16 protein-coding genes and 1 pseudogene are annotated in these 21,576 nt (G+C 42.2%); 8 read left to right on the top strand and 9 right to left on the bottom strand.

The features are described 5' to 3' along the window. Window positions 1-73: 73 nt before the first annotated feature. Complete coding sequence (locus tag MB09_RS11765; RefSeq protein ID WP_045081099.1) at window positions 74-616, bottom strand: DUF2911 domain-containing protein; 543 nt, start codon at window positions 614-616, stop codon at window positions 74-76. A gap of 288 nt (window positions 617-904) precedes the next feature. Here MB09_RS11765 and gyrB point away from each other — a divergent pair, with 288 nt between their 5' ends. Together gyrB and mdh are read left to right on the top strand one after the other, a co-directional pair. Continuing rightward, window positions 905-2,845 carry a DNA topoisomerase (ATP-hydrolyzing) subunit B gene (gene gyrB / locus MB09_RS11770; protein ID WP_045081137.1) on the top strand — a complete coding sequence of 647 codons (1,941 nt, stop codon included), beginning with the start codon at window positions 905-907 and terminating at the stop codon, window positions 2,843-2,845. 201 nt (window positions 2,846-3,046) lie between these two features. Next, entirely contained in the window at window positions 3,047-3,973 is a 927-nt protein-coding gene (mdh, locus tag MB09_RS11775) for a malate dehydrogenase (RefSeq protein WP_045081100.1), read from the top strand. Window positions 3,974-4,121: 148 nt separating this feature from the next. Here the strand turns inward: mdh and MB09_RS11780 are convergent, their stop codons facing one another. After that, complete coding sequence (locus tag MB09_RS11780; RefSeq protein ID WP_045081101.1) at window positions 4,122-6,674, bottom strand: adenosylcobalamin-dependent ribonucleoside-diphosphate reductase; 2,553 nt, start codon at window positions 6,672-6,674, stop codon at window positions 4,122-4,124. A gap of 292 nt (window positions 6,675-6,966) precedes the next feature. On the opposite strand from MB09_RS11780, the gene MB09_RS11785 reads away from it, so the two are divergent. From MB09_RS11785 to secDF, 5 genes are all read left to right on the top strand, one after another. Beyond that, on the top strand, window positions 6,967-7,344 hold the full coding sequence (locus MB09_RS11785) for a hypothetical protein (protein ID WP_131459906.1): 378 nt from the start codon (window positions 6,967-6,969) through the stop codon (window positions 7,342-7,344). Between the two features lie 81 nt (window positions 7,345-7,425). Further along, on the top strand, window positions 7,426-9,465 hold the full coding sequence (locus MB09_RS11790; RefSeq protein WP_052671368.1) for a TonB-dependent receptor plug domain-containing protein: 2,040 nt from the start codon (window positions 7,426-7,428) through the stop codon (window positions 9,463-9,465). A gap of 17 nt (window positions 9,466-9,482) precedes the next feature. Next, window positions 9,483-10,337, top strand: coding sequence for a hypothetical protein (locus MB09_RS11795; RefSeq protein ID WP_045081103.1), 855 nt, complete (start codon window positions 9,483-9,485; stop codon window positions 10,335-10,337). A 183-nt stretch (window positions 10,338-10,520) separates the two neighbouring features. Continuing rightward, on the top strand, window positions 10,521-11,108 hold the full coding sequence (locus MB09_RS11800; RefSeq protein ID WP_165586704.1) for a hypothetical protein: 588 nt from the start codon (window positions 10,521-10,523) through the stop codon (window positions 11,106-11,108). 177 nt (window positions 11,109-11,285) lie between these two features. Beyond that, window positions 11,286-14,327 (top strand): protein translocase subunit SecDF, encoded by a 3,042-nt coding sequence (secDF, locus tag MB09_RS11805; RefSeq protein WP_045081105.1) that lies wholly within the window; start codon window positions 11,286-11,288, stop codon window positions 14,325-14,327. A 129-nt stretch (window positions 14,328-14,456) separates the two neighbouring features. On the opposite strand, the gene MB09_RS11810 is transcribed toward secDF, so the two are convergent. From MB09_RS11810 to MB09_RS15560, 7 genes are all read right to left on the bottom strand, one after another. Beyond that, window positions 14,457-14,954 carry a DUF192 domain-containing protein gene (locus tag MB09_RS11810; RefSeq protein WP_045081106.1) on the bottom strand — a complete coding sequence of 166 codons (498 nt, stop codon included), beginning with the start codon at window positions 14,952-14,954 and terminating at the stop codon, window positions 14,457-14,459. Window positions 14,955-15,067: 113 nt separating this feature from the next. Further along, window positions 15,068-16,000 carry a prolipoprotein diacylglyceryl transferase gene (lgt, locus tag MB09_RS11815; RefSeq protein ID WP_045081107.1) on the bottom strand — a complete coding sequence of 311 codons (933 nt, stop codon included), beginning with the start codon at window positions 15,998-16,000 and terminating at the stop codon, window positions 15,068-15,070. A gap of 63 nt (window positions 16,001-16,063) precedes the next feature. Next, window positions 16,064-16,297 carry a membrane protein insertion efficiency factor YidD gene (gene yidD, locus MB09_RS11820; RefSeq protein WP_045081139.1) on the bottom strand — a complete coding sequence of 78 codons (234 nt, stop codon included), beginning with the start codon at window positions 16,295-16,297 and terminating at the stop codon, window positions 16,064-16,066. 7 nt (window positions 16,298-16,304) lie between these two features. Continuing rightward, the gene (cysS, locus tag MB09_RS11825; RefSeq protein WP_045081108.1) at window positions 16,305-17,780 is read right to left on the bottom strand and encodes a cysteine--tRNA ligase; all 1,476 of its coding nucleotides are present in this window, start codon (window positions 17,778-17,780) and stop codon (window positions 16,305-16,307) included. A gap of 111 nt (window positions 17,781-17,891) precedes the next feature. Next, window positions 17,892-18,569: a GTP cyclohydrolase I FolE gene (gene folE / locus MB09_RS11830; RefSeq protein ID WP_045081109.1), complete on the bottom strand. Its 678-nt coding sequence runs from the start codon at window positions 18,567-18,569 to the stop codon at window positions 17,892-17,894. A 139-nt stretch (window positions 18,570-18,708) separates the two neighbouring features. Then, on the bottom strand, window positions 18,709-20,229 hold the full coding sequence (locus tag MB09_RS11835) for an OmpP1/FadL family transporter (protein ID WP_045081110.1): 1,521 nt from the start codon (window positions 20,227-20,229) through the stop codon (window positions 18,709-18,711). A 116-nt stretch (window positions 20,230-20,345) separates the two neighbouring features. Next, a complete protein-coding gene (locus tag MB09_RS15560) occupies window positions 20,346-21,308 on the bottom strand; it encodes a hypothetical protein (RefSeq protein ID WP_131459910.1) in 963 nt (320 codons plus the stop codon). Window positions 21,309-21,358: 50 nt separating this feature from the next. Between MB09_RS15560 and MB09_RS11845 the strand changes: the two are divergent. Then, window positions 21,359-21,576: pseudogene (locus MB09_RS11845) on the top strand (IS1182 family transposase); the annotation flags it as partial.

Consider the following 21,576-nt stretch of genomic DNA (forward strand, 5'->3'; position numbering starts at 1 on the left):
CCAAATTCCAAAAGTGAACCATTGGAATTTGGTGCTTAATATTTGTTTTTTGAAATTCCCTTTAAAAAATTAGTCAGACTTTTTTAAAGGGAATTTCAACATATTCGTCATCCCAGCCTATCATAAGCGTAGTTCCGTTGCTTTCGGGTCTAAAGATCATGGATAGCGACTCAATGGGTGCTGCGGCATCTTTAACAACAACATTCATTCTGGCCACGTCTTTTTCCTTTTTATAGCTATACGCTCCCCAAACATTGGTGTCGCTGTTGATGATGATAGTCCAGCTATCTTCATCCGGAATGGTGTACAGGGTATAGGTTCCAGGCTTTAGCGTCGTATTTCCAAATTTAAGAGGAGTATAAATGGTGAGCTCGGTGGCTTCATTGGCGCCAGTTCGCCACACTTCGCCGTAAGGAACCAAATCGCCAAAAATATCGCGTCCCTTTTTTTGGGGTCGGCTATAGATAACACGTGCCAAGGGCGGACTGTTCTTGTCCGGTCTGGCCATTACCAAATCCATTGGTGAAGCATCCATCTGCGGAAAGCTTTGCGCCTGGCCGGTTTGGAAGGTAAACGATGCGATTAGAAGGCAAGCAAATAGAAATATTTTATTCATATGAAATATTTTAGACTTTATAAAATGTTCAAATTAGACGTAATTTTTAATAAAAAGTTTCATCAAAACTCAATAAAACACAATCATAAAACGCTAATTTGGCCAAATTTAGTGCGCAACTATTGCGCCAAAATCCAGATCGTCATCGCGCAGGCCTAAATGATGGCTTTTTTCACAGTAATTTGTTAATAACTTACCGCTTATAAAATGCGTAAACCCTTAATTTTATTGGGGATTTGGTTATATTTGTTCGTTACGAAAAAAACTGAAAATCATTCAAATTATTATATGAGCGAAGAACAGAAAAAAGGTGGCTACGGCGCCGATCAGATTCAAGCGTTGGAAGGAATGGAGCACGTGCGTATGCGCCCCTCCATGTATATTGGCGATGTGGGAGTGCGAGGGCTGCACCATTTGGTGTACGAGGTAGTGGATAACTCCATCGATGAGGCAATGGGCGGCTATTGCGACACGATTGAAATTTGGATCAATGAAGATAATTCAATAACTGTAAAGGATAACGGTCGTGGAATTCCAGTAGATCTGCATAAAAAGGAGGGCGTCTCTGCGCTTCAGGTGGTAATGACCAAAATTGGAGCTGGGGGTAAATTCGATAAAGATTCCTATAAGGTTTCCGGAGGTCTGCACGGTGTAGGTGTTTCCGTGGTGAACGCACTTTCTGAGCACTTGACAGCCACAGTCCATCGCGATGGTAAAATATGGCAACAGGAATATGAGCGCGGTAAAGCGCTATATCCTGTAAAATCTATTGGGGAGACCGATTATCGCGGTACCGTCGTTACCTTTAAGCCAGATCCGCAGATATTCCAGCAGTCGTTGGAATACAGCTATGATACGCTTGCCAGCAGAATGCGCGAACTCTCTTTTTTGAATAAGGGAATTACGATTTACTTTACCGATAAAAGGCAAAAGGACGAAAACGGCGAATTTGCCACTGAAAAATTCCACAGTCAGGAAGGCTTGAAGGAATTTATCCGTTTTTTGGATGGAAACCGCGAGCCTATAATTGCCGAAGTAATTTCCATGGAAGGCGAAAAGAACGACATTCCTGTGGAAGTGGCTATGGTTTATAATACTTCCTTTAATGAAAATTTACATTCATACGTAAACAACATCAACACTCACGAGGGGGGAACACACCTTTCGGGATTCCGCGCAGGATTGACGCGTACTTTGAAAAAATACGCAGATGCTTCCGGAATGCTCGATAAACTGAAATTTGAAATTGCCGGCGATGATTTCCGTGAGGGGTTGACGGCCATTATTTCGGTGAAAGTGCAGGAACCTCAATTTGAGGGCCAGACCAAGACAAAACTGGGTAACCGTGAAGTTACGGCAGCAGTAAGCCAAGCGGTTTCTGAAATGCTTGAAAATTATTTGGAAGAGCATCCCAATGATGCAAAAACCATCGTCCAAAAAGTAATATTGGCGGCACAGGCCCGTCACGCGGCACGAAAAGCCCGCGAAATGGTACAGCGCAAAACCGTGATGAGCGGTGGTGGCCTGCCCGGGAAACTTTCAGATTGCTCTGAACAGGACCCCGAAAAATGTGAAGTATTCCTCGTGGAGGGAGATTCTGCGGGCGGTACTGCAAAACAGGGCCGCGACCGTAATTTTCAGGCTATCCTTCCGCTGCGCGGGAAAATTCTGAACGTAGAGAAAGCAATGCACCACAAGGTTTTTGAAAACGAGGAAATCCGAAATATTTATACCGCACTGGGTGTAACCATCGGTACTGAAGAGGATAGCAAAGCCCTGAACCTCGAGAAACTGCGCTATCACAAAGTAGTAATTATGTGTGATGCCGATGTGGATGGTAGCCACATTGCAACCTTGATTTTGACTTTCTTCTTCCGTTATATGCGAGAACTGGTGGAAGCTGGCTGCGTTTACATCGCCACTCCGCCGTTATATTTGCTCAAGAAAGGCGCAAAGAAGGCGTATGCTTGGAGCGATAAAGAGCGCGACAGATTGAACGAGGAGTTTGGAGGTAGTGCTTCCATCCAACGATACAAAGGTCTTGGAGAGATGAACGCGGAGCAGCTTTGGGATACAACAATGAATCCTGAGTTTCGCACCCTGCGTCAGGTAACCATCGATAATGGTACCGAAGCCGACAGAATATTCTCTATGCTGATGGGCGACGAGGTTCCACCACGCCGTGAATTTATAGAGAAGAATGCGGTTTATGCGAATATTGATGCTTAGTATAACAACTTAGATAAAAAAGCCCATTGCCGACAATTTCAGCAATGGGCTTTTTCGTTTTTAACCCTTTATTACTATTATTTTAAGCAGATATTGGTATTTTTGCGGAACATTTCAGAAAGGTTCTGAAAGATTGAAAATTCACTCCGATTTTCTTCGGAAGAACAATAAATCACAAACCATAAACCATAAACATATAATATGAAAGTAACAGTTGTAGGGGCAGGTGCCGTGGGCGCAAGTTGCGCAGAGTACATTGCCATCAAGAATTTTGCAAGCGAAGTAGTTTTGTTGGACATCAAGGAAGGATTTGCCGAAGGAAAGGCAATGGACCTGATGCAGACCGCTTCCCTAAACGGTTTCGATACCAAAATCACGGGAGTAACCAACGATTATTCAAAAACTGCTGATAGCGATATTTGCGTAATCACCAGCGGTATTCCGCGTAAACCGGGAATGACACGTGAGGAATTGATAGGTATAAACGCCGGAATTGTGAAGGATGTTTCTTCAAATCTTGTAAAGCATTCTCCTAAAACTATTATAATCGTAGTGAGCAACCCGATGGATACGATGGCGTATTTGGTTCATAAAACCTCGGGTCTCGACAAAAATAAAATCATCGGGATGGGCGGGGCCTTGGACAGCGCCCGTTTCAAATATCGTTTGGCCGAAGCTTTGGGCGCACCCATCAGCGACGTTGACGGAATGGTAATCGGCGGCCACAGCGACACCGGAATGGTTCCATTGACAAGATTGGCAACAAGAAACAGCGTTCCCGTAACAAAATTTATTTCAGAGGAAAGAATGAACCAGGTAATGGAAGACACCAAAGTAGGCGGCGCAACGCTAACCAAACTTTTAGGAACTTCGGCTTGGTACGCTCCGGGCGCAGCAGTTTCAGCTTTGGTACAGGCCATTGCCTGCGACCAAAAGAAAATGTTCCCTTGTTCCGTAATGCTCAATGGTGAATACGGAATGAAGGATATCTGCATCGGTGCTCCAGTTATTTTGGGCAGAAACGGTATCGAAAAAATCGTTGAGCTTGAATTGAACGATGCCGAAAAAGCACATATGAAAGAAAGTGCCGAAGGGGTTCGTAAAACGAATGATTTACTGGAACTTTAATTCCAAAATAAGATTAATATAATTAAACCTCACAAGTCTTCGAGACCTGTGAGGTTTTTTCATAATAAAAACCCCAAAGGTTTTCAAAACCTTTGGGGTTTAGTCTTACGTCTTGCATCTTATAGTGAAGCGGTCCTAAGTCTTTTTTCTACCCGCACTTTGATGACCCACAGTCCTTACAAGTCAAACAGCCTTCTTGGTAAATAAGCGAAGTACTATTACAGTTTTCACATTTCTGCTTTTTGGCTTCGGTTCCATCGGCCACGTAGCGTTTTAACGCCCGCGCAACCCCGTTTTTCCAAGTGTTGATACTTTCACTGTCCAGTTGTAAACTGTTAATCAAATCCACCACTTTTTCTATCGGCATGCCGTGGCGGAGCGTGCTGGAAATCAATTTTGCATAGTTCCAAAACTCTGGGTTGAATTTATGCGAAAGCCCTTCAATAGTGGTTTTATAGCCTCTTTTGTTTTTATATTGAAAATCGTAACGCGAAGTTCCGTCCTCGTTTCTATTCTTTATAATAACACCTTCATTTACCCAACGCGGAATTAAAATTCCGTCCTCGTCATCTGCAAAACCGGTAAAAATTTCATAGGGTTTTCCATCAATCAAGCCGATAAAGGCAATCCATTTGTCTTTGCTGTTTTGGAAACGTACCACGTCTGCCTCCAAAATTTCTGGACGTTTGGTTGGGAAAGCTGTAAGCGTTTCATTGTCTTCCTCTTTCTTTTCCTCATTGGAAATCAAAACCCCGGAACGCGACCCATCACGGTAAACGGTAACGCCTTTGCAGCCTGCCTGCCACGCTTCGAGATACAGTTTTCCGACCAATTCTTCGGTGGCATCGTTCGGCAAATTGATGGTTACCGAAATGGAATGGTCCACCCATTTCTGTACCGCGCCCTGCATCCGCACTTTGCTCATCCAGTCCACATCGTTGGAAGTTGCTTTATAATACGGCGATTTCTTTACAATTTTGTTCAGCTCTTCCTGGCTGTAATTTTTATCGGTTGCAATGCCGTTGGCTTCCATCCACTGTTTAAAACGGTGGTGGAAAACCACGTATTCTTCCCAACTGTCGCCCACTTCATCCACAAAATCTACACGTACGTTTTTATCGTTCGGGTTTACTTTTCTTCTTCTTTTATAAACAGGAAGAAAAACAGGCTCAATGCCCGAAGTGGTCTGCGTCATCAAACTGGTAGTTCCCGTTGGGGCGATTGTCAACAATGCTATATTTCTTCGGCCGTATTCGAGCATATCGTAATACAGCTTTTCATCCGCATCTTTTAGGCGAAGAATAAACGGGTTGTTTTTTTCCCTTTCGCTATCAAATATTTTGAAGGCACCTCTTTCCTTGGCGGTATAAACCGATGCGCGATAAGCTTCCAAAGCCACGGTTTTATGGATTTCAACAGAGAAATCGATGCCATCCTTGCTGCCGTACTTTATGCCCAAAGCGGCCAGCATATCGCCTTCGGCGGTAATTCCAATCCCGGTCCTGCGACCTTCCTCTGCTTTTGTTTGAATGTTTTTCCAAAGATTTCTCTCAACAGCTTTCACCTCATCGCTCTGCGGATCGGCATCTATTTTTGCGATGATGGCATCTACTTTTTCAAGTTCCAGGTCGATGATATCGTCCATAATTCTTTGGGCGATACCGATGTGTTTTTTGAAAAGCTCAAAATTGAAGGAAGCATTTTTGGTGAAAGGTTCTTCCACATACGAAAATAGGTTTATTGCAAGCAAACGGCAGGAGTCGTAGGGGCAAAGCGGAATTTCGCCACATGGATTTGTGGATACGGTTTTGTAGCCCAAATCGGCATAGCAATCCGGTACGCTCTCCTTAATAATGGTATCCCAAAAAAGAATGCCCGGCTCGGCAGATTTCCATGCGTTGTGCACTATTTTTTTCCAAAGCTTTCCAGCCTCGATTTCCTTTGTGTTTTTTGGGTTTTCGCTAAAAATTGGATATTTCTGTGTATAGTTTTTTCCATCTTTTACGGCTTGCATAAAAGCATCGTCCATTCGCACGGAAACATTGGCACCGGTAACTTTTCCCTGCTCCATTTTCGCATCAATAAAATCTTCGGAATCGGGGTGATTTATGGACACCGAAAGCATCAACGCGCCACGACGGCCGTCCTGTGCCACTTCGCGGGTTGAGTTTGAATAGCGCTCCATGAACGGAACAATCCCAGTTGAGGTCAACGCTGAATTCTTCACCGGAGACCCTTTCGGGCGGATGTGCGAAAGATCGTGGCCCACACCGCCGCGACGTTTCATCAATTGTACCTGTTCTTGGTCAATTTTCATAATGCCTCCATAAGAATCGGAATCGCCGTTGTTTCCTATTACGAAACAATTTGATAATGAAGCAATCTGGTATGGATTGCCTATTCCCGCCATAGGGCTGCCTTGGGGCACGATGTACTTGAAATCTTTGATAGCCTCAAAAACTTCTTCCTCGGTCATTGGGTTGGCATAGCGCTGCTCGATACGCGCAATTTCCTTTGCGATACGGCGGTGCATATCGTTTGGCGTTTTTTCATAAATATTGCCTTCAGAATCTTTTAGGGCGTACTTGTTTACCCAAACGCGGGCAGCAAGATCGTCACCTTTGAAATATTCAACCGAAGCTTCAAAAGCTTCATCCTGTGTGTAGGTTTGGGGAGTGGGGATGGCGGTTTTTACTTGCATATTTTTGAAAAGATTTTTGGTTAATTAAATTCGGATTTTTAAAGTATGTAAATATAGCAAAATAGCAATCCCATTATAATTTTAATTTTTAAAGTTGTCAAGAATGGATTGTTAATATATTAATAATCAGAATTATAAAAATTTATCAACAGCAAAAAGTTGACAAATTTTGAATATTAAAATGATTTGTCGGAAATTTTTCACTATTACTGATACCTTAGTCTTAAATATATTTAAAGGAATGTGATAAAAGTCATTTTTTGACAGTCCGTATGGGTGCTATCTTTGTTCTGTGAAAAACATAATTCTCATACTCGTTTCGCTAATCATGTTCACAAGACCTTTGTGGCCCGTGGTGGAATATGTAGCAAATTATGAATACATAGTGAACGTGCTTTGTGAGAACAAAGACAAGCCCGAAATGCAATGTAACGGGAAATGCCATCTCACCAAAGAATTGGCAAAGGAAGCAGGGGCAGAGGATGACAATCCGTTCAATAATAAAACATCCAAGACTGAGATTCCGCAGTTTATTATTTCTGAAAATATCGCGGAATATAGTTTTGCTTCGGTCGGCGAATTAATTTCAGTTGAAAATATCGGCTACAAGCCAAATTTGAATTCTTCCCTTTATATCTCAAAAATTCTACATCCGCCGCAGTTGGGATAATTTTCAGCAACGATTCTTTCTGAAATTTTCTCTGAAAAAAATCAGTTAGATACTTCTTTTAATTATCAAAACATATTCAAAATGAAAGCATTTATACCTGTGTTCCCCGTAAAGGGAATGCTTATGGGCTGGCTTTGGTGTGCGCTTATTTGCGGCAGTTTTACCACACAAGTCTATGCCCAGGAAACCCCGGCGGACAGTCTGAAATTAATTCAACTCAATGAAGTGGTGGTTATTTCCGCAGGCAGACAATTGGACCATCAGAAACAGCGCAAACCCTTGTCCACATTGGACGAGTTTTTGGAGTCGTCCCGCAGTATCAAAATGGTAAAGCGTGGCGCCTACGCCTGGGAGCCAACAATGAACGATATGGCCTCCGAACGATTGGCAATAACCATAGATGGCATGCAGATATTTGGCGCGTGTACCGATAAAATGGACCCGATAACTTCCTATGTTGATGTCTCTAATCTTTCGGAGGCGGAAATAGGTTCAGGCCAGCAGGGCGCGGCATTTGGGAATACCATAGGCGGCGGTATCAATTTGAAATTGGATAAAAGCAATTTTAAATCAACCGGATGGACGGGTTCTTTGGAAAGCGCTTTTGAAACAAACAATTCCATGCGCGTTTTTGGAGGCGAGCTCAATTATTCCGAAGAAAAATTCTATTTCAATCTGGATGGAATTTACCGCAAGGCCGATAATTACAAGGCCGGTGGCAATAAAGAAGTGAAATTTTCACAGTTTGAAAAGTATAACTTCTCAATAAATTCGGGCTATAAACTTGCCGAGGACAAATCCATTTCCGCTACCTTAATATATGATGAAGCGAACGATGTGGGCTATCCTGCCCTGACGATGGACGTTTCCTTGGCGCGTGCCGTGATTGCTTCGGTGAGTTTTAATCAGGATACGTTGTTTGGAAATTTCAGCAATTGGGAAACCAAGATGTATTTCAATACCATAAAGCACGTAATGGACGACACCAAGCGACCCAATGTGCCAATACATATGGATATGCCGGGCTGGAGCGAGACCGCGGGATTTTATACGCAGGCAAATTTCAATAAAGAAAAACATCACTTCTTTTTTAAGTGGGATGGGTTTTACAATAAAAGCTACGCGGAAATGACCATGTACCCAACCAACAGCAACGAGCCGTTGATGTTCATGCTTACGTGGCCCGACGTGCGTACCAAAAATGTTGGTTTTTATGCCGAAGACCATATTCCGTTGAAAAATGCTTCTTTAAAACTTTCAACACGTTTGGCGTACCATTCCAATACGGTTGCAGATGATTTTGGGCTGAACAGTCTAAAAATTTTCTATCCCGAAATGGACAGGACCAATACCCGTTTCCTGAAAAGTTTTTCGGCCCAATATCACAAAATGCTGAGTGACTTTCATATTAACGGCGGCCTTTCCTATGGCGAACGCGCGCCCTCGGTTTCGGAAGGGTATGGGTTTTATCTTTTCAACAGTTTTGATAATCACGATTATATTGGCGACCCGGGTTTGAACACTGAAGGTTCTGCTGATGCGAATCTTTCGGTAACCTATAAAAAACCAATTTTTGAGATTACCGCAGGAGCAAATTACTTCCACGTTTTCAATTATATAATCGGAAAAGTTGATTCCTCGCTCAGCACGATGACTATTGGTGCCGAGGGGGTGAAAATTTATACCAATCTTGATTATGCACAGCTTTTTAACGCTTCGCTCTCGGGAAGGTATAGTATTTCGAACGCATTTAAATTAACGGGAAGAGTTTCATACCACCGAGGCGTGGATGATGAAGGTGAAAACTTGCCGCTAATAAGCCCAATCTCATACCGAAGTGCAATTGATTTCTATAAAAACCAGTTCTCCGCATCGCTATCGGTTGATGGCGCTGGGGAGCAGACTAATTACAATCCTACCTATGGTGAAACCAAAAGTACGACTTATGTTACGCTGTCGGCAAGCTTCGGAAAACGTTTCTTTTTAAGGGACAACGACCTTTTCCTAAAAGCAGGGATTGAAAACATTTTTGATACCAATTATTCAACCTATACCGATTGGAACAACATTCCGCGGATGGGCCGTAATTTTTACTTAACAATTTCTTACTCAATCAATTAATAAAATAAAATAAAATTATGAAAACACTAAAATATATATTCACAGTACTTTTTCTTTCAGCCACATTCGTAAGTTGTTCGGATGATGATGAAAACACGCCGGTAGCGGTTAACCCTGTGGAAGGTTTAAACATGATTTATGAAATTCCGGCTACAGACCATACCGTTCAGATTTATTCGGAAAAACAAAATCTGGAAGTGGGTTACAATGAAATTATCATTAGAATTAAGGACATGGCAAACGATAAGTACGTTTCCAATGCAGCTCCAACGTGGATGCCGATGATGCATATGGAAACGATGGAGCATTCCGCACCACATAGTATGTTGACCAATACCGAAGAGAGCACAGTTTATAAAGGACACATTGTTTTTCAGATGGCCAGCAACGACACCGAATATTGGGAAGTGGTTTTTAATTACTCCCTAAACGGCCAGCAAAAGGAAGAGGCCCTGCGCGTATCGGTATCGCAACCGGCTGATGGGCTGAAAAAGACACAAGTGTTTATGGGCAGCGACGATACGCGGTATATTTTGGCGTACATTAACCCCAAAGACCCAAAAGTTGCAGTGAACGATTTACAAGCGGTGCTGTATAAAATGGAATCTATGATGAGCTTTCCAATAGTTGAAAACAATAGGATAACCGTGGATCCAAGAATGCCGGGAATGGGCAACCATAGTTCGCCGAATAATGTAGATCTGACGTATACCTCGGCCACAAAAATGTATGATGGAAAGCTGTCCTTGACGATGACTGGCTATTGGAAGATCAATCTGAAATTGATTAACAGCAGCGGCGAAATTTTAAAAGGTGAAGACGTGAACGAAGGAAACCCGGAGAGCAGTCTTTATTTCGAATTGGAGTTTTAAGGGACATAAGGACAGTAGGACTTAGGACATAAGATTGGTAAACTGAGTATCGCGGCTGCGGTTAAAGATGTTGTCCTACGTCATAAGTCTTACCGTCTTAAGTCTTATAGTTGCCGTCCCGCTTCATTTTTAAAGTTATTTTTCTATATTTGGCGCGTGAACTGGAGATGGTACATTCCCATATTGTTACTTGCCCTTACTTTTTTTGGAGTAGGGATGGAGCCAACTGCCCTGCCCAATCAGGAAATCGTTGTTCAGTTCAATGCCGAAAATGTTAGCACTGCCGATGCCCAACAAGCCATTGCCCGTATTACTTCACAGTTAAAGTCTGTTGGCGTTGAAAATGTTGTAGTTTCCAAAATTCACGGCGGCAAGATAAAGGTGGCCTACTTCAGCACCACAGATGTTGCGACTATTCAAAATCTTTTTCAAAATGAAGGTACGCTCCAGGTCGGGGATACGGCTTTTAATGAAAAACAGCATTCTTCTGAAATTCCCTTCGGAAAGAACGCGGGCATTTATAAGTTAGATGTAATCAAGCTTCATAAGGATTACAGCGCCCACAATGGGTTGCAAGGTTTGCCGGTAGTAATAAAAACTGCGAAGGATACTTATTTAAAGCCCATTATTTCAGTTTCTGTTTCGGAAACAGGCTTTCACTTAAAGGAGAGCGAGGAACAACTTGCTTTTAAAAACTATCGAAGCGTTTCGCTTTTAATAGGCACTACTTCACATAAAATTCCAGAGGTCAGGGCTGGTCCTTTATCGTAATTAAAATCTTCACTATAATTTTTTTAGCTGAAAAGGTTTTCAGTTTAGAAAAATGGTTTTGGACGTCATATTTCCGAAGCCAATAAATATAATTTTTAAATAACCGCGATAATTGTCAGATATATCAGCAAACCATATATTTGCGCGATTTAAAAAATCTGACCAAAAAATATAAACATGCAAAACAAAGGATTAATTACCGTATTCGCCATCCTGTTTGGATTGGTGAGTATTTATCAGCTTTCTTTTACGTTTGTTGCCAACAAGGTAGAAGATAGCGCAAAGGAATTTGCAAACAGCAAATTTTCGGCCGAGCAGCCCCATGAGCGGGACGAGGCTGAGGCACGTTACCTGGATTCTGTGGCTAACCAGCCCGTTTTCTTGGGAATAGATTATAACACTGCCAAGGAAAAGGAACTAAACAAAGGGCTTGACCTTAAAGGAGGGATCAACGTAATTCTAGAGGTGTCTGTAAAAGACATTTTGAAAGGACTTGCGAATAATACCAAGGATCCGGCTTTCAACCAAGCTTTGGAAAACGCGAGCGAACTACAAAAAGATAGCCAGGATACCTATCTTGAGTCTTTCTTTAAGGCTTTTGAAGCCCTTCCGGGTGAGAATGAGCTTGCTTCTCCCGATATTTTCTTCAATAAAAATCTGGAAGATGTAATTGATGTAGGAATGACCAATGCTCAGGTAAAACCAATTATTGAGCAAAAGATTGACGAGTCCATTACTTCTGCTTTTGAAGTTTTGAGAAAGCGTATTGATAAATTTGGGGTTACCCAGCCAAACATCCAGCGTTTGGGGAAATCTGCAAGAATCCTAGTGGAGCTTCCGGGTGCAAAAGATGTTGATAGGGTTAAGAAATTACTTCAAAGTACTGCCCAACTTGAATTCTGGGATGTCTATAAATTTGAGGAAATGGCAGGTTTCCTTCAAGCAGCAGATGCTAAGGCAGGTGAAATTGCAATGGCCAAAACAGAGGCTGAATTAACTACTGCCGTTGATACTACCAAAGCAATTTCCGACACTACCGATACAGAAGAAGATGACGTAAGTAAACTTTTGGGAGGACAGGATGTTAATGATTCTCTTGTAAATGATAATAAGGCAAACCCGATACTTTCCAAAATGGTTTCTTTGGGAACCCAAGGGAGTCCCGTGATTGCCACCTTTAAATTGCAGGATACTGCCGCAATTAATGGATATCTGCGCAATCCACAGATCAAGTCGCTCTTGCCAAATGAATTGCGTTATGCAAAATTTGTTTGGGGCTTACCCGAGACAAATCCGCAATTGAACGGAGAGGAAGTAACTGCCCTTTATGCACTAAAAAGTAACCGTGATAACATTCCCCCGCTTGGTGGAAGTGTAGTCGTAGATGCTAGACAGGAATATGATAACCTAAGCCGCGTAGTAGTATCTATGCAAATGAATGGCCAGGGTGCCAAGATTTGGGAACAAATGACGGGCAATGCCTATGAGAACCAAAGTCAGATAGCCATCGTGCTTGATAATATTGTGTATTCAGCACCAGGTGTAACCTCTGGACCTATTGCTGGTGGACGTAGCCAGATTTCTGGAGACTTTACCGTAAACCAGGGTCAGGATTTAGCAAACGTATTGCGAGCTGGTAAACTTCCTGCATCTGCTGAGATTATTCAGGGCGAAGTAGTAGGTCCTACATTAGGTCATGAGGCTATTAATAGCGGGGTAATGTCCTTTGTAATAGCTCTTTTCGTGGTGTTGTTGTGGATGATTGGCTATTACGGAAAAGCAGGGCTTTTTGCTGACGTTGCTTTATTGGTAAACATCCTATTTATCTTCGGAATTTTGGCGGGGCTTGGGGCCGTGCTTACCCTTCCAGGTATTGCCGGTATTGTATTGACCATCGGTATGTCCGTGGATGCAAACGTACTTATCTTTGAGCGGATCAAGGAAGAGCTTGCAAAAGGAAAAGCCCAAAAAGACGCTATTAAAGATGGTTTCAACAATGCGTTGTCTTCCATTTTGGATGCAAACATTACCACCGGTCTTACTGGTTTGATACTATTGGTATTCGGAACCGGACCTATTCAAGGTTTCGCCACCACCTTATTGATTGGTATTGCCACAGCATTGTTTACGGCAATCTTCATCACAAGACTGTTTATTGATAGCTATACCAAAAATGGCAAACCATTGCCTTGCTCTACTTTAATTACGAAGAACCTTTTCACAAATGTTCACGTTTCTTTCCTAAAGAAGCGAAAAATGGCTTACGTGATTTCTGCCATCATGCTGTTGATAAGTGTTTCATCACTTTTCATAAATGGTCTTAACCAAGGTGTTGACTTTGTGGGTGGACGTACCTATACTGTGCGTTTTGACAAGGATGTGAATGCGCAGGAAATACAGGACAACCTTATTGCAACCTTTGGAAGTGCCGAGGCAAAAACCTATGGTGGCGATAACCAGTTGAAGATTACTACTAAATACAAGGTTGACGAAACCGGGACTGAAGTAGATGAGGAAATAGAAAGAATGCTTTTTGAAACCGTCAAAAAAGATATGCCAGCCACAATGACCTACGAGGATTTTGTGGGCGACGGCCAAGGAAAAACTATTGGTAGAATGGAGTATTACAAAGTAAGTCCTACCATTGCGGACGATATTAAGAAAGACTCCTTCTGGGCCGTATTTGGTTCGTTGGTTGTAGTTTTCCTATATATCTTGCTTCGTTTTAGAAGATGGCAATTCAGTTTGGGCGCGGTTGCGGCAGTTTTCCACGACGTGGTTATAGTTTTGGGTGTATTCTCGCTTACCTATAAATTTATGCCTTTCAGTATGGAAATAGACCAAGCGTTTATTGCAGCCATTCTAACGGTAATCGGGTACTCGCTGAATGATACCGTTATCGTTTTTGACCGTATTCGTGAATACTTTGGGGAACATCCGGGATGGAAAATGAACCGAATTATAGATGTAGCCTTGAGCAGTACCTTAAGTAGAACGTTGAACACCTCGTTCACCACACTTATCGTATTGTTGAGTATGTTCTTCTTAGGTGCAGAATCTATACGTGGGCTGTTATTCGCGATTATCGTGGGTATTTTGGTCGGTACTTATTCATCGTTATTTATCGCTACGCCAATTATGTACGATACCGTAAAACGTAAGAAGGTTGAGGATCTGATTGATAAGAAAGAGGAAGCTGAGCCAGCGCTGGAAGCCTAGTTCTCATTCTTCTGAAATATTAAAAGACCTTTCCATTTTTTGGAAAGGTCTTTTTTTATGCGAAAAAGTACAATCTTTTGGGCATTATGCGGCGTGGCTCCAAGTGTTAATTGTTTTAAATGAACAGATTTATTTTGAAGTTGAAAAGCGGATGCGGTCGCCGTTCTTTAGATTCCACACATCGGTCAGGCCGGCATTCACCTCCAAAACGTATTGCGATGCAGCTTCGGACGGAAGGGAAGTTTCGTCAAACGGTTTGGCGTTCTTTTGGATGTTCACAACTTCCTTATCGCCGTTCAGATAAATAATATCCAGCGGTATTTTTGTATTCTTCATATAGAAAGAACGGCGCTGCACATCCTTAAAAACGAAAAGCATGCCCTGATCCTTGCCCAGCGAGTTGCGGTACATAAGACCCGTTTCGGTTTGATAGTCGTCGTCGGCAATTTCGATGTCCAGCGATGCGATGATTGAATCGGTTCCGGCCTTCATAAGTTGGAGTTCGCCTTCTTTTGTGAAGGTAATTTCCTTGGTAAGACTTTTTTCTTCAGAAGAAGATTGATCCTTACAGTTATAAAAGGTAAGTGTAGCACCCAAAAGAGCTGCTGAAAGAAATATTTTTTTCATTGTTGAAAATTTTTTGCCACCACAAATACTAAAATATTTCGTGGACTAGTGATAAAATTAAAACAACAAACGCTAACGTTTAAAAACCAACATTTATTGAATTTGTAGCCATATTATGATTCAATCATAGGCTTTTTTGAAGCCTTCCACATAATATATATCCCTGCTATGATGAAAGGGACGCTCAGCCACTGTCCCGTTGAAAACAGTCCCAATGCCGACTCGAACCCGCCTTGGCTTTCCTTTACAAATTCCACAATAAAGCGGACCATAAACAGCAAAATCAAGAACACCCCAAATATGTAGCCAATCTGCTTTCTGCGCTCGGTTTTCCAATATAGATACCAGCATACCAAAAATACAATTACATAACCTGCCGCCTCATAAAGCTGAGCCGGGTGCCGAAAGGGCACGCTGTTGAGCAGTTCGGCAAATTGGGGATTGTGTACAATAGCGTCATAAGCTTTGGACGGATTTTGTATGCCGGTTGCTTGAACGGCTTCCCGCTTATCAATGCCCTCGTGCACAAAACGGACGCCCAATGGAAAATCGCCGCTAGGTTTCCCGATTATTTCAGAATTCATAAAATTCCCAATCCGAACGAAAATACCACCGGCGGCAACGGCAATTACTATTCGGTCCATAATCCAAAGGAATGGCTTTTTAATAACGTTTTTTGTGTAATAATACATTGCAATAAGTATCGCAATTGCAGCCCCGTGGCTTGCCAAGCCCTGAAAACCCGTAAATTCAAATTCAGGAACGGTGCTTATGGGCAGAAAAACCGACAATGGGTCTTCCATAAAAAGTTCGGGTTGGTAAAAAATAACATGTCCCAAACGCGCGCCCACCAGCACGGCCACTACCATATAAATAAACAGACTGTCCAGTTTTTCCTGTGCAAGCCCCTCGCGCTCATAAATCTTTTTGGTGAGGATCCAACCCAGCGTAAATGCCACTACAAACATTAAACTGTAGTAACGGATCATAAAAAAACCAAGGTCAATCCCTTCGGAAGGGTTCCAGGTAAAGCTTAGATAGTGCATATTGGAGTTTTTAAAAAGCTGTGTAAAGATAGCAAAAGCGAAAAAGTATGGAGCGCCATAGTATTAATTCTTTTTCGGGGGAACGGGGTCGTAACCCGAGCCACCCCAAGGATTGCAACTGGCGATACGTTTTGCTGCAAGCCAGCCGCCTTTCAGCAGGCCGTGGGTCTGTAAGGCCTCTACCGCGTAATGTGAGCAGGTAGGCGAGTAGCGGCAAGTGTCGGGCGTTAAGGGTGAAATAAAATTTTGATATCCCTTGATCAAAAGAATGAAAGGATATGTGAGTATTTTTTTCAAACCCAAATTAATTTAATGAAAAAGTAGTCCCGTCCTTCCCGTCCTTCAACTGAATCCCTTTTGAGGCCAGTTCATCACGAATTTTATCGCTCATTGCAAAATCCTTATTGGCACGGGCCGTATTGCGCAATTGTATAAGAAGCTCAACCGCAGCGGTAAGTTTTTCGCCATCTTGGGAATTTTCTGAAACAGTGTCCTCCAGTCCCAAAACATCAAACAGGAAATCGTGCAGCGTTTGTTTTAGCAAGACCAAATCCTTTTCGGTAATGGTTTCCTTTCCGTCCTTCAGCAAATTGACAAATTTTACCGTCTCAAATAGACTCGCAATTAGAATTGGACTGTTGAAATCATCGTTCATTGCATCGTAGCAAGCTTTTCTCCAGCTTTCCACATCAATGCTGCTTTTTTCTGAAGTGGCTACTTCCTCAAGATTACGGTACGCATCCATCAATTTATTAAATCCTTTTTCCGAAGCTTCCAAAGCCTCACTGCTGAAATCGAGAATACTTCGGTAGTGCGCCTGGTACATAAAGAATTTGGTAACCGTTGGCGAAAATGGCTTGCTCAGTATATCGTTCTCACCAGTAAACATATCCATCGGAAGAATAAAGTTTCCGGTAGATTTGGACATTTTTTTGCCATTAAGGGTAAGCATATTGGCGTGCATCCAATAATTTACTGGCGAAGTATGGTTGCAGGCTTCCGCTTGTGCTATTTCGCATTCGTGGTGCGGAAATTTCAAGTCCATTCCGCCGCCGTGTATATCAAAATTGTTTCCCAAATATTTGGTGCTCATTGCGGTACATTCCAAATGCCACCCCGGAAAACCCATACCCCATGGCGAAGACCAGCGCATAATGTGCTGGGGCTCGGCTTTTTTCCAAAGGGCAAAATCTTGTGGGTTCTTTTTGTCGGTCTGTGCGGCTAGCTCGCGGGTGTTGGCAATCATATCTTCAATTTGCCTTCCGCTGAGCTTTCCGTAATTGTTTGTTTCGTTGAATTTTAAAACGTCAAAATAAACGGAGCCGTTTCTCTCATAGGCAAATCCTTCTTCCATAATCTTTTCAACTATATGGATTTGCTCGTAAATATGGCCCGTAGCCGTAGGTTCAATACTCGGGGGCAGTGCGTTGAACCTGGCCATAACGGTATGAAAATCTACGGTGTATTTCTGCACCACTTCCATTGGTTCCAGCTGCTCGATTCTGGCTTTTTTAAGAATTGGATCGTCGCCGCTTTCTCCGTCGTTCTCCAAATGGCCCGCATCGGTAATGTTGCGCACATAGCGCACTTTGTAGCCCAAGTGTTTCAAATATCTAAAAACCAGGTCGAAAGAGAGAAAAGTGCGGCAATTGCCCAAATGCACATTGCTATAAACAGTTGGGCCGCAAACGTACATACCCACTGCGCCTTCGTGAATGGGAGTGAATTTTTCCTTGCTTTTGGTAAGCGAATTGTAAATATATAAGTCTTGCTGTTTCAATGTTCTGGAGTCAAGATTCAAAATTAGGATTTTGGAATTTTGTTATTTTGGAATTTGGAATTTTATTTGGTCTCGAACCTTTGGGAGGCACTCGAAATTTGGAATTTCTCCTTAAAATTCAGTATCCAATTTTATATAATCCAAAAATTCGCGACGTGTTTCGGCATTTTTGAATGCGCCACCAAATTCGCTGGTCACCGTACTGCTATCAATATCGCGAATACCACGTGAATTTACGCAGAGGTGCTTTGCGTCAATAACGCAGGCCACGTCTTCTGTATTTAAAACTTGCTGTAGTTCCTTTACAATCTGCATCGTGAGGCGTTCCTGCACTTGGGGCCTTTTTGCGTAATAATCTACTATTCGGTTCATTTTTGACAGGCCCACAACTGTACCGTTGCTGATATAGGCAATGTGTGCTTTTCCAACAATCGGCAATAAATGGTGCTCGCAAGTAGAGTAGAGGGTAATGTTTTTTTCTACCAGCATTTCCTGGTATTTGTATTTGTTGTCAAAAGTGGAGGCTTTTGGGCGTCTATCTGGGTGAAGGCCGCCGAAAATTTCCTGGACAAACATCTTTGCCACTCGGGTGGGCGTTCCCTTCAAGCTATCGTCAGTAAGATCTAACCCTAACGTGTGCATGATGTTTTGCACATCCTTTTTGATGCTGGCAATTTTTTCAATATCGCTTAGCTCAAAGGCGTCGGGACGCATAGGGGTTTCGGTGGAACTTCCTATATGGTCGTTGCCAATGGCTTCAATCTCCTTAAGTTGTTTTTCTAAATCCATTTAATAAAATATGTAATAAGCCTGCAAAGATAAGCAATAGCAATTTGGTACTGAAAAGTAGCAGTTTATATTTTAAGGCTTTTATAATAAAGTATGTTGCGCCGCTATAGTTAATTTTAATTGAACGGCATGCCGTACATTACAAATTGAAACCTAGGGAAAGCACGAAATTGCTGTAAACGGAATTTATTTCGGAAGTGTCAGTTAAGCCTATTGCGTAAAGCTGTTGGTTTCTATCTTGTTCTGAACGGGAGTACGCAAGATCTGCCGTGAATCGTCCAAAATTGTAGCCGGCGCCCAAAGAGAAACCAATGCGCTCTCCTAAAATTTCGGAATTTTTATAGGGGCTTTCTTCATAATGAAACCCTCCGCGCAGACTTAATTGGTTTAAACGATATTCCGCTCCTGCCTTGTATTCTGAAACTCCTTCGAGCGTGTTGCCGATTGTACTGTTCAAATCCCTGAAAAAAATGTCGTTCGTTGGACTGAATTCGATGGAGGCGTAATCTTTGTAAGCGTAATCGAAACTGATTAAGCCATGCTGTCCGAAAATATAAGCCGCACTGGCACTCACTTTGGCTGGGGTTCTAAGGGTGTAATCTTCGTATACATTTATAACTCGTGGGTTCACGATTTCATTTATGTTTTGGCCTTCAAATACTCTTCTGCTTTCTAGATATTGCGTAGTTTCCTCAGAAATTTGATACCAGGTAGGTGTGGATAAACTTAAGCCGAAACGGAAGTTATTCGCAACTTTCGCAATGGCGCCCAATTGGGCTGAAACGCCTGCGCCATTGACCGTTAAATTGTTTTCAAACCCAACCCTATTTATGCTTGATCCACTATTGTTGTTTTTTTCCAGTAAGAATGAGCTTTGTTGGAAATAAATTGTATGGGTATTAATATTTACTCCAAAATATAAATCATTGGTTATCTGTGTGGCCAAATTTACAGTGAATTTGCTGTTGTATCCCTCAGAAAGATAGGCGTACTCTTGATTGAACACTCCATTCCCAATATTGGAAATATAGCTTGAATTGGATGGGTTATTTGGATCAACGGGATCAAATAAGAAGCCTTGATATCCCAAAAAGGCATTTTGGGCTGCGGTGCCCTGGCTTTCGCCAAGGTATTGATAGAGATCCGAAATGGATTCACCCGACTGTAATTGCAATAAATTTAAGGGAATGCCCTGTGCCTGAGCGAGAAAAAACTCCCCAATGGAAGTGTTTCCCGTGCCCACTATAAAGAGTTCGTTATCAAGGTTCCGGCTCATATCATAGTTTACTCCAATTGTAAATTTTTTAAAGATGGATTCCTCATTGGAGTTATTGATTACGAAAACCGCGCCCAATTGGTTAAGCGCAACATTGTCGGAAAAACTTTTTACGTTTGTGCCGAAATAGTTAGCGTCATTCTCTATGTCAAATAGCGAAGCAGAAAACATAAGGCTGGATGTTAAATAAACGGCCCCACCTGCAGGATTTATGCCCGTAGCGGAAAAATCTCCACCCAATGCCCCCATAGCACCGCTTAATGCAGTATAGCGGGCGGTACCAATATTTTCATCCAAACTATACCGCAAACCATCAGTTGTATTTTGGGCATTTATAGCTACCATGGAGAAAAATGCTGTTACTAATAAAAATATTTTTTTCATCTAATTCTGGTTTTTAAAAAATGATATAATAAATGCCCAAGGCAACATTTCTAACTATCCAGAAATGGTCGATGGGCATGTTATTTATTTAGGATGTACTATTTCGATAATTACTATTAACCGCGTCCGCCACTGCTTCTTCCACTACTACCACTGGACCTGACGCTGCTTCCACTGGAACGAACACTTCCGCCTGAACTCCTCACCGAGCCTGAATTATTGCTTCTACTTGGGGAAGAGAAATTGCTGCTTCTATTGGTATTGCTGCGTATGGACGGCGAGCTGCTATTATTGCGAATGGTGGAATTGGATCTCGTATTTCTTATGGAAGGACTAGAATTGGATCGTGTAGTGCGAATGCTATTACGCGTGTTGCGGGTGTCGCTATTGGCACGTACATTATTTCTGTTAACACGTCTTGATAGCTCGGAACGGCTATAAGAATTGCGGGTAGATACATTGTTTGCTCTACCGCGAGTGCTTGTTCTATTGTAATCGGTGTTTCTTCTACCGCGATTGTAGGAGATGTTATTGTAATGTGGATTGTAATAATGAGGATTATAATAATATGGGTTATAATATCCATATCCATAATATGGATAACCGTAGCCATAACCATAACCATAATAAGGATAGCCCCAACCATAGCTTATGCCCCAATATGGAGTGTAGTAACCATAATGTCCATAGCCCCAATATCCGCCGTACCAATAGGGTCTGTGATAGAAACCATATCCATATCCGCCATAATTATAGATATTCACGGTGATATCCTCAGAGTTATTTCCCCAAGGACCGTAACCTTCATCACTATAATTTTCCTCAATAATAATATTTCCATCCTCATCCAGTCTTTCTGTGGTAGAATAGGCGTCAATATCGGTAAATATGGCCCCTTCTTCAGGAAGATCGGAATAAGCATTAGATTTACTGCGGAAATATTGTTGGTAATAGTTCGCTTTTTCGTTTGAAGAATCATCATCGGAATATCCTTCCTCTGAAGTAGTATTGCCATCAGAAGAATAAATACCGTCATTTTCATTATAACCGGTGTGCCTGTTGCACAACCACCTCTTCAAATATAGCAAAAGGCTTGTATAAAATTGAGAAGTTTATTAATTTCATGCCTATGCAAGGCAAGAAAAACTATCAGGAAAAACTCTTCACAAGCTTTAAGCTAAGCGACAGGGTTTCAAAAGAAAATTTTTACCGACGGCTAAAAGAAGTTCTAGACCTGGACTTTCTTTACCCGCTCACCAATAAGTTCTATGGACAAAGTGGGCAAAAGAGCATAGACCCCGTGGTCTTTTTTAAGATATGCCTGGTGGGCTATCTGGAAAACATAAC

It is taken from the genome of Aequorivita vladivostokensis, from assembly GCF_000952855.1.
GTDB classification, from domain to species: Bacteria; Bacteroidota; Bacteroidia; order Flavobacteriales; family Flavobacteriaceae; genus Aequorivita; species Aequorivita vladivostokensis.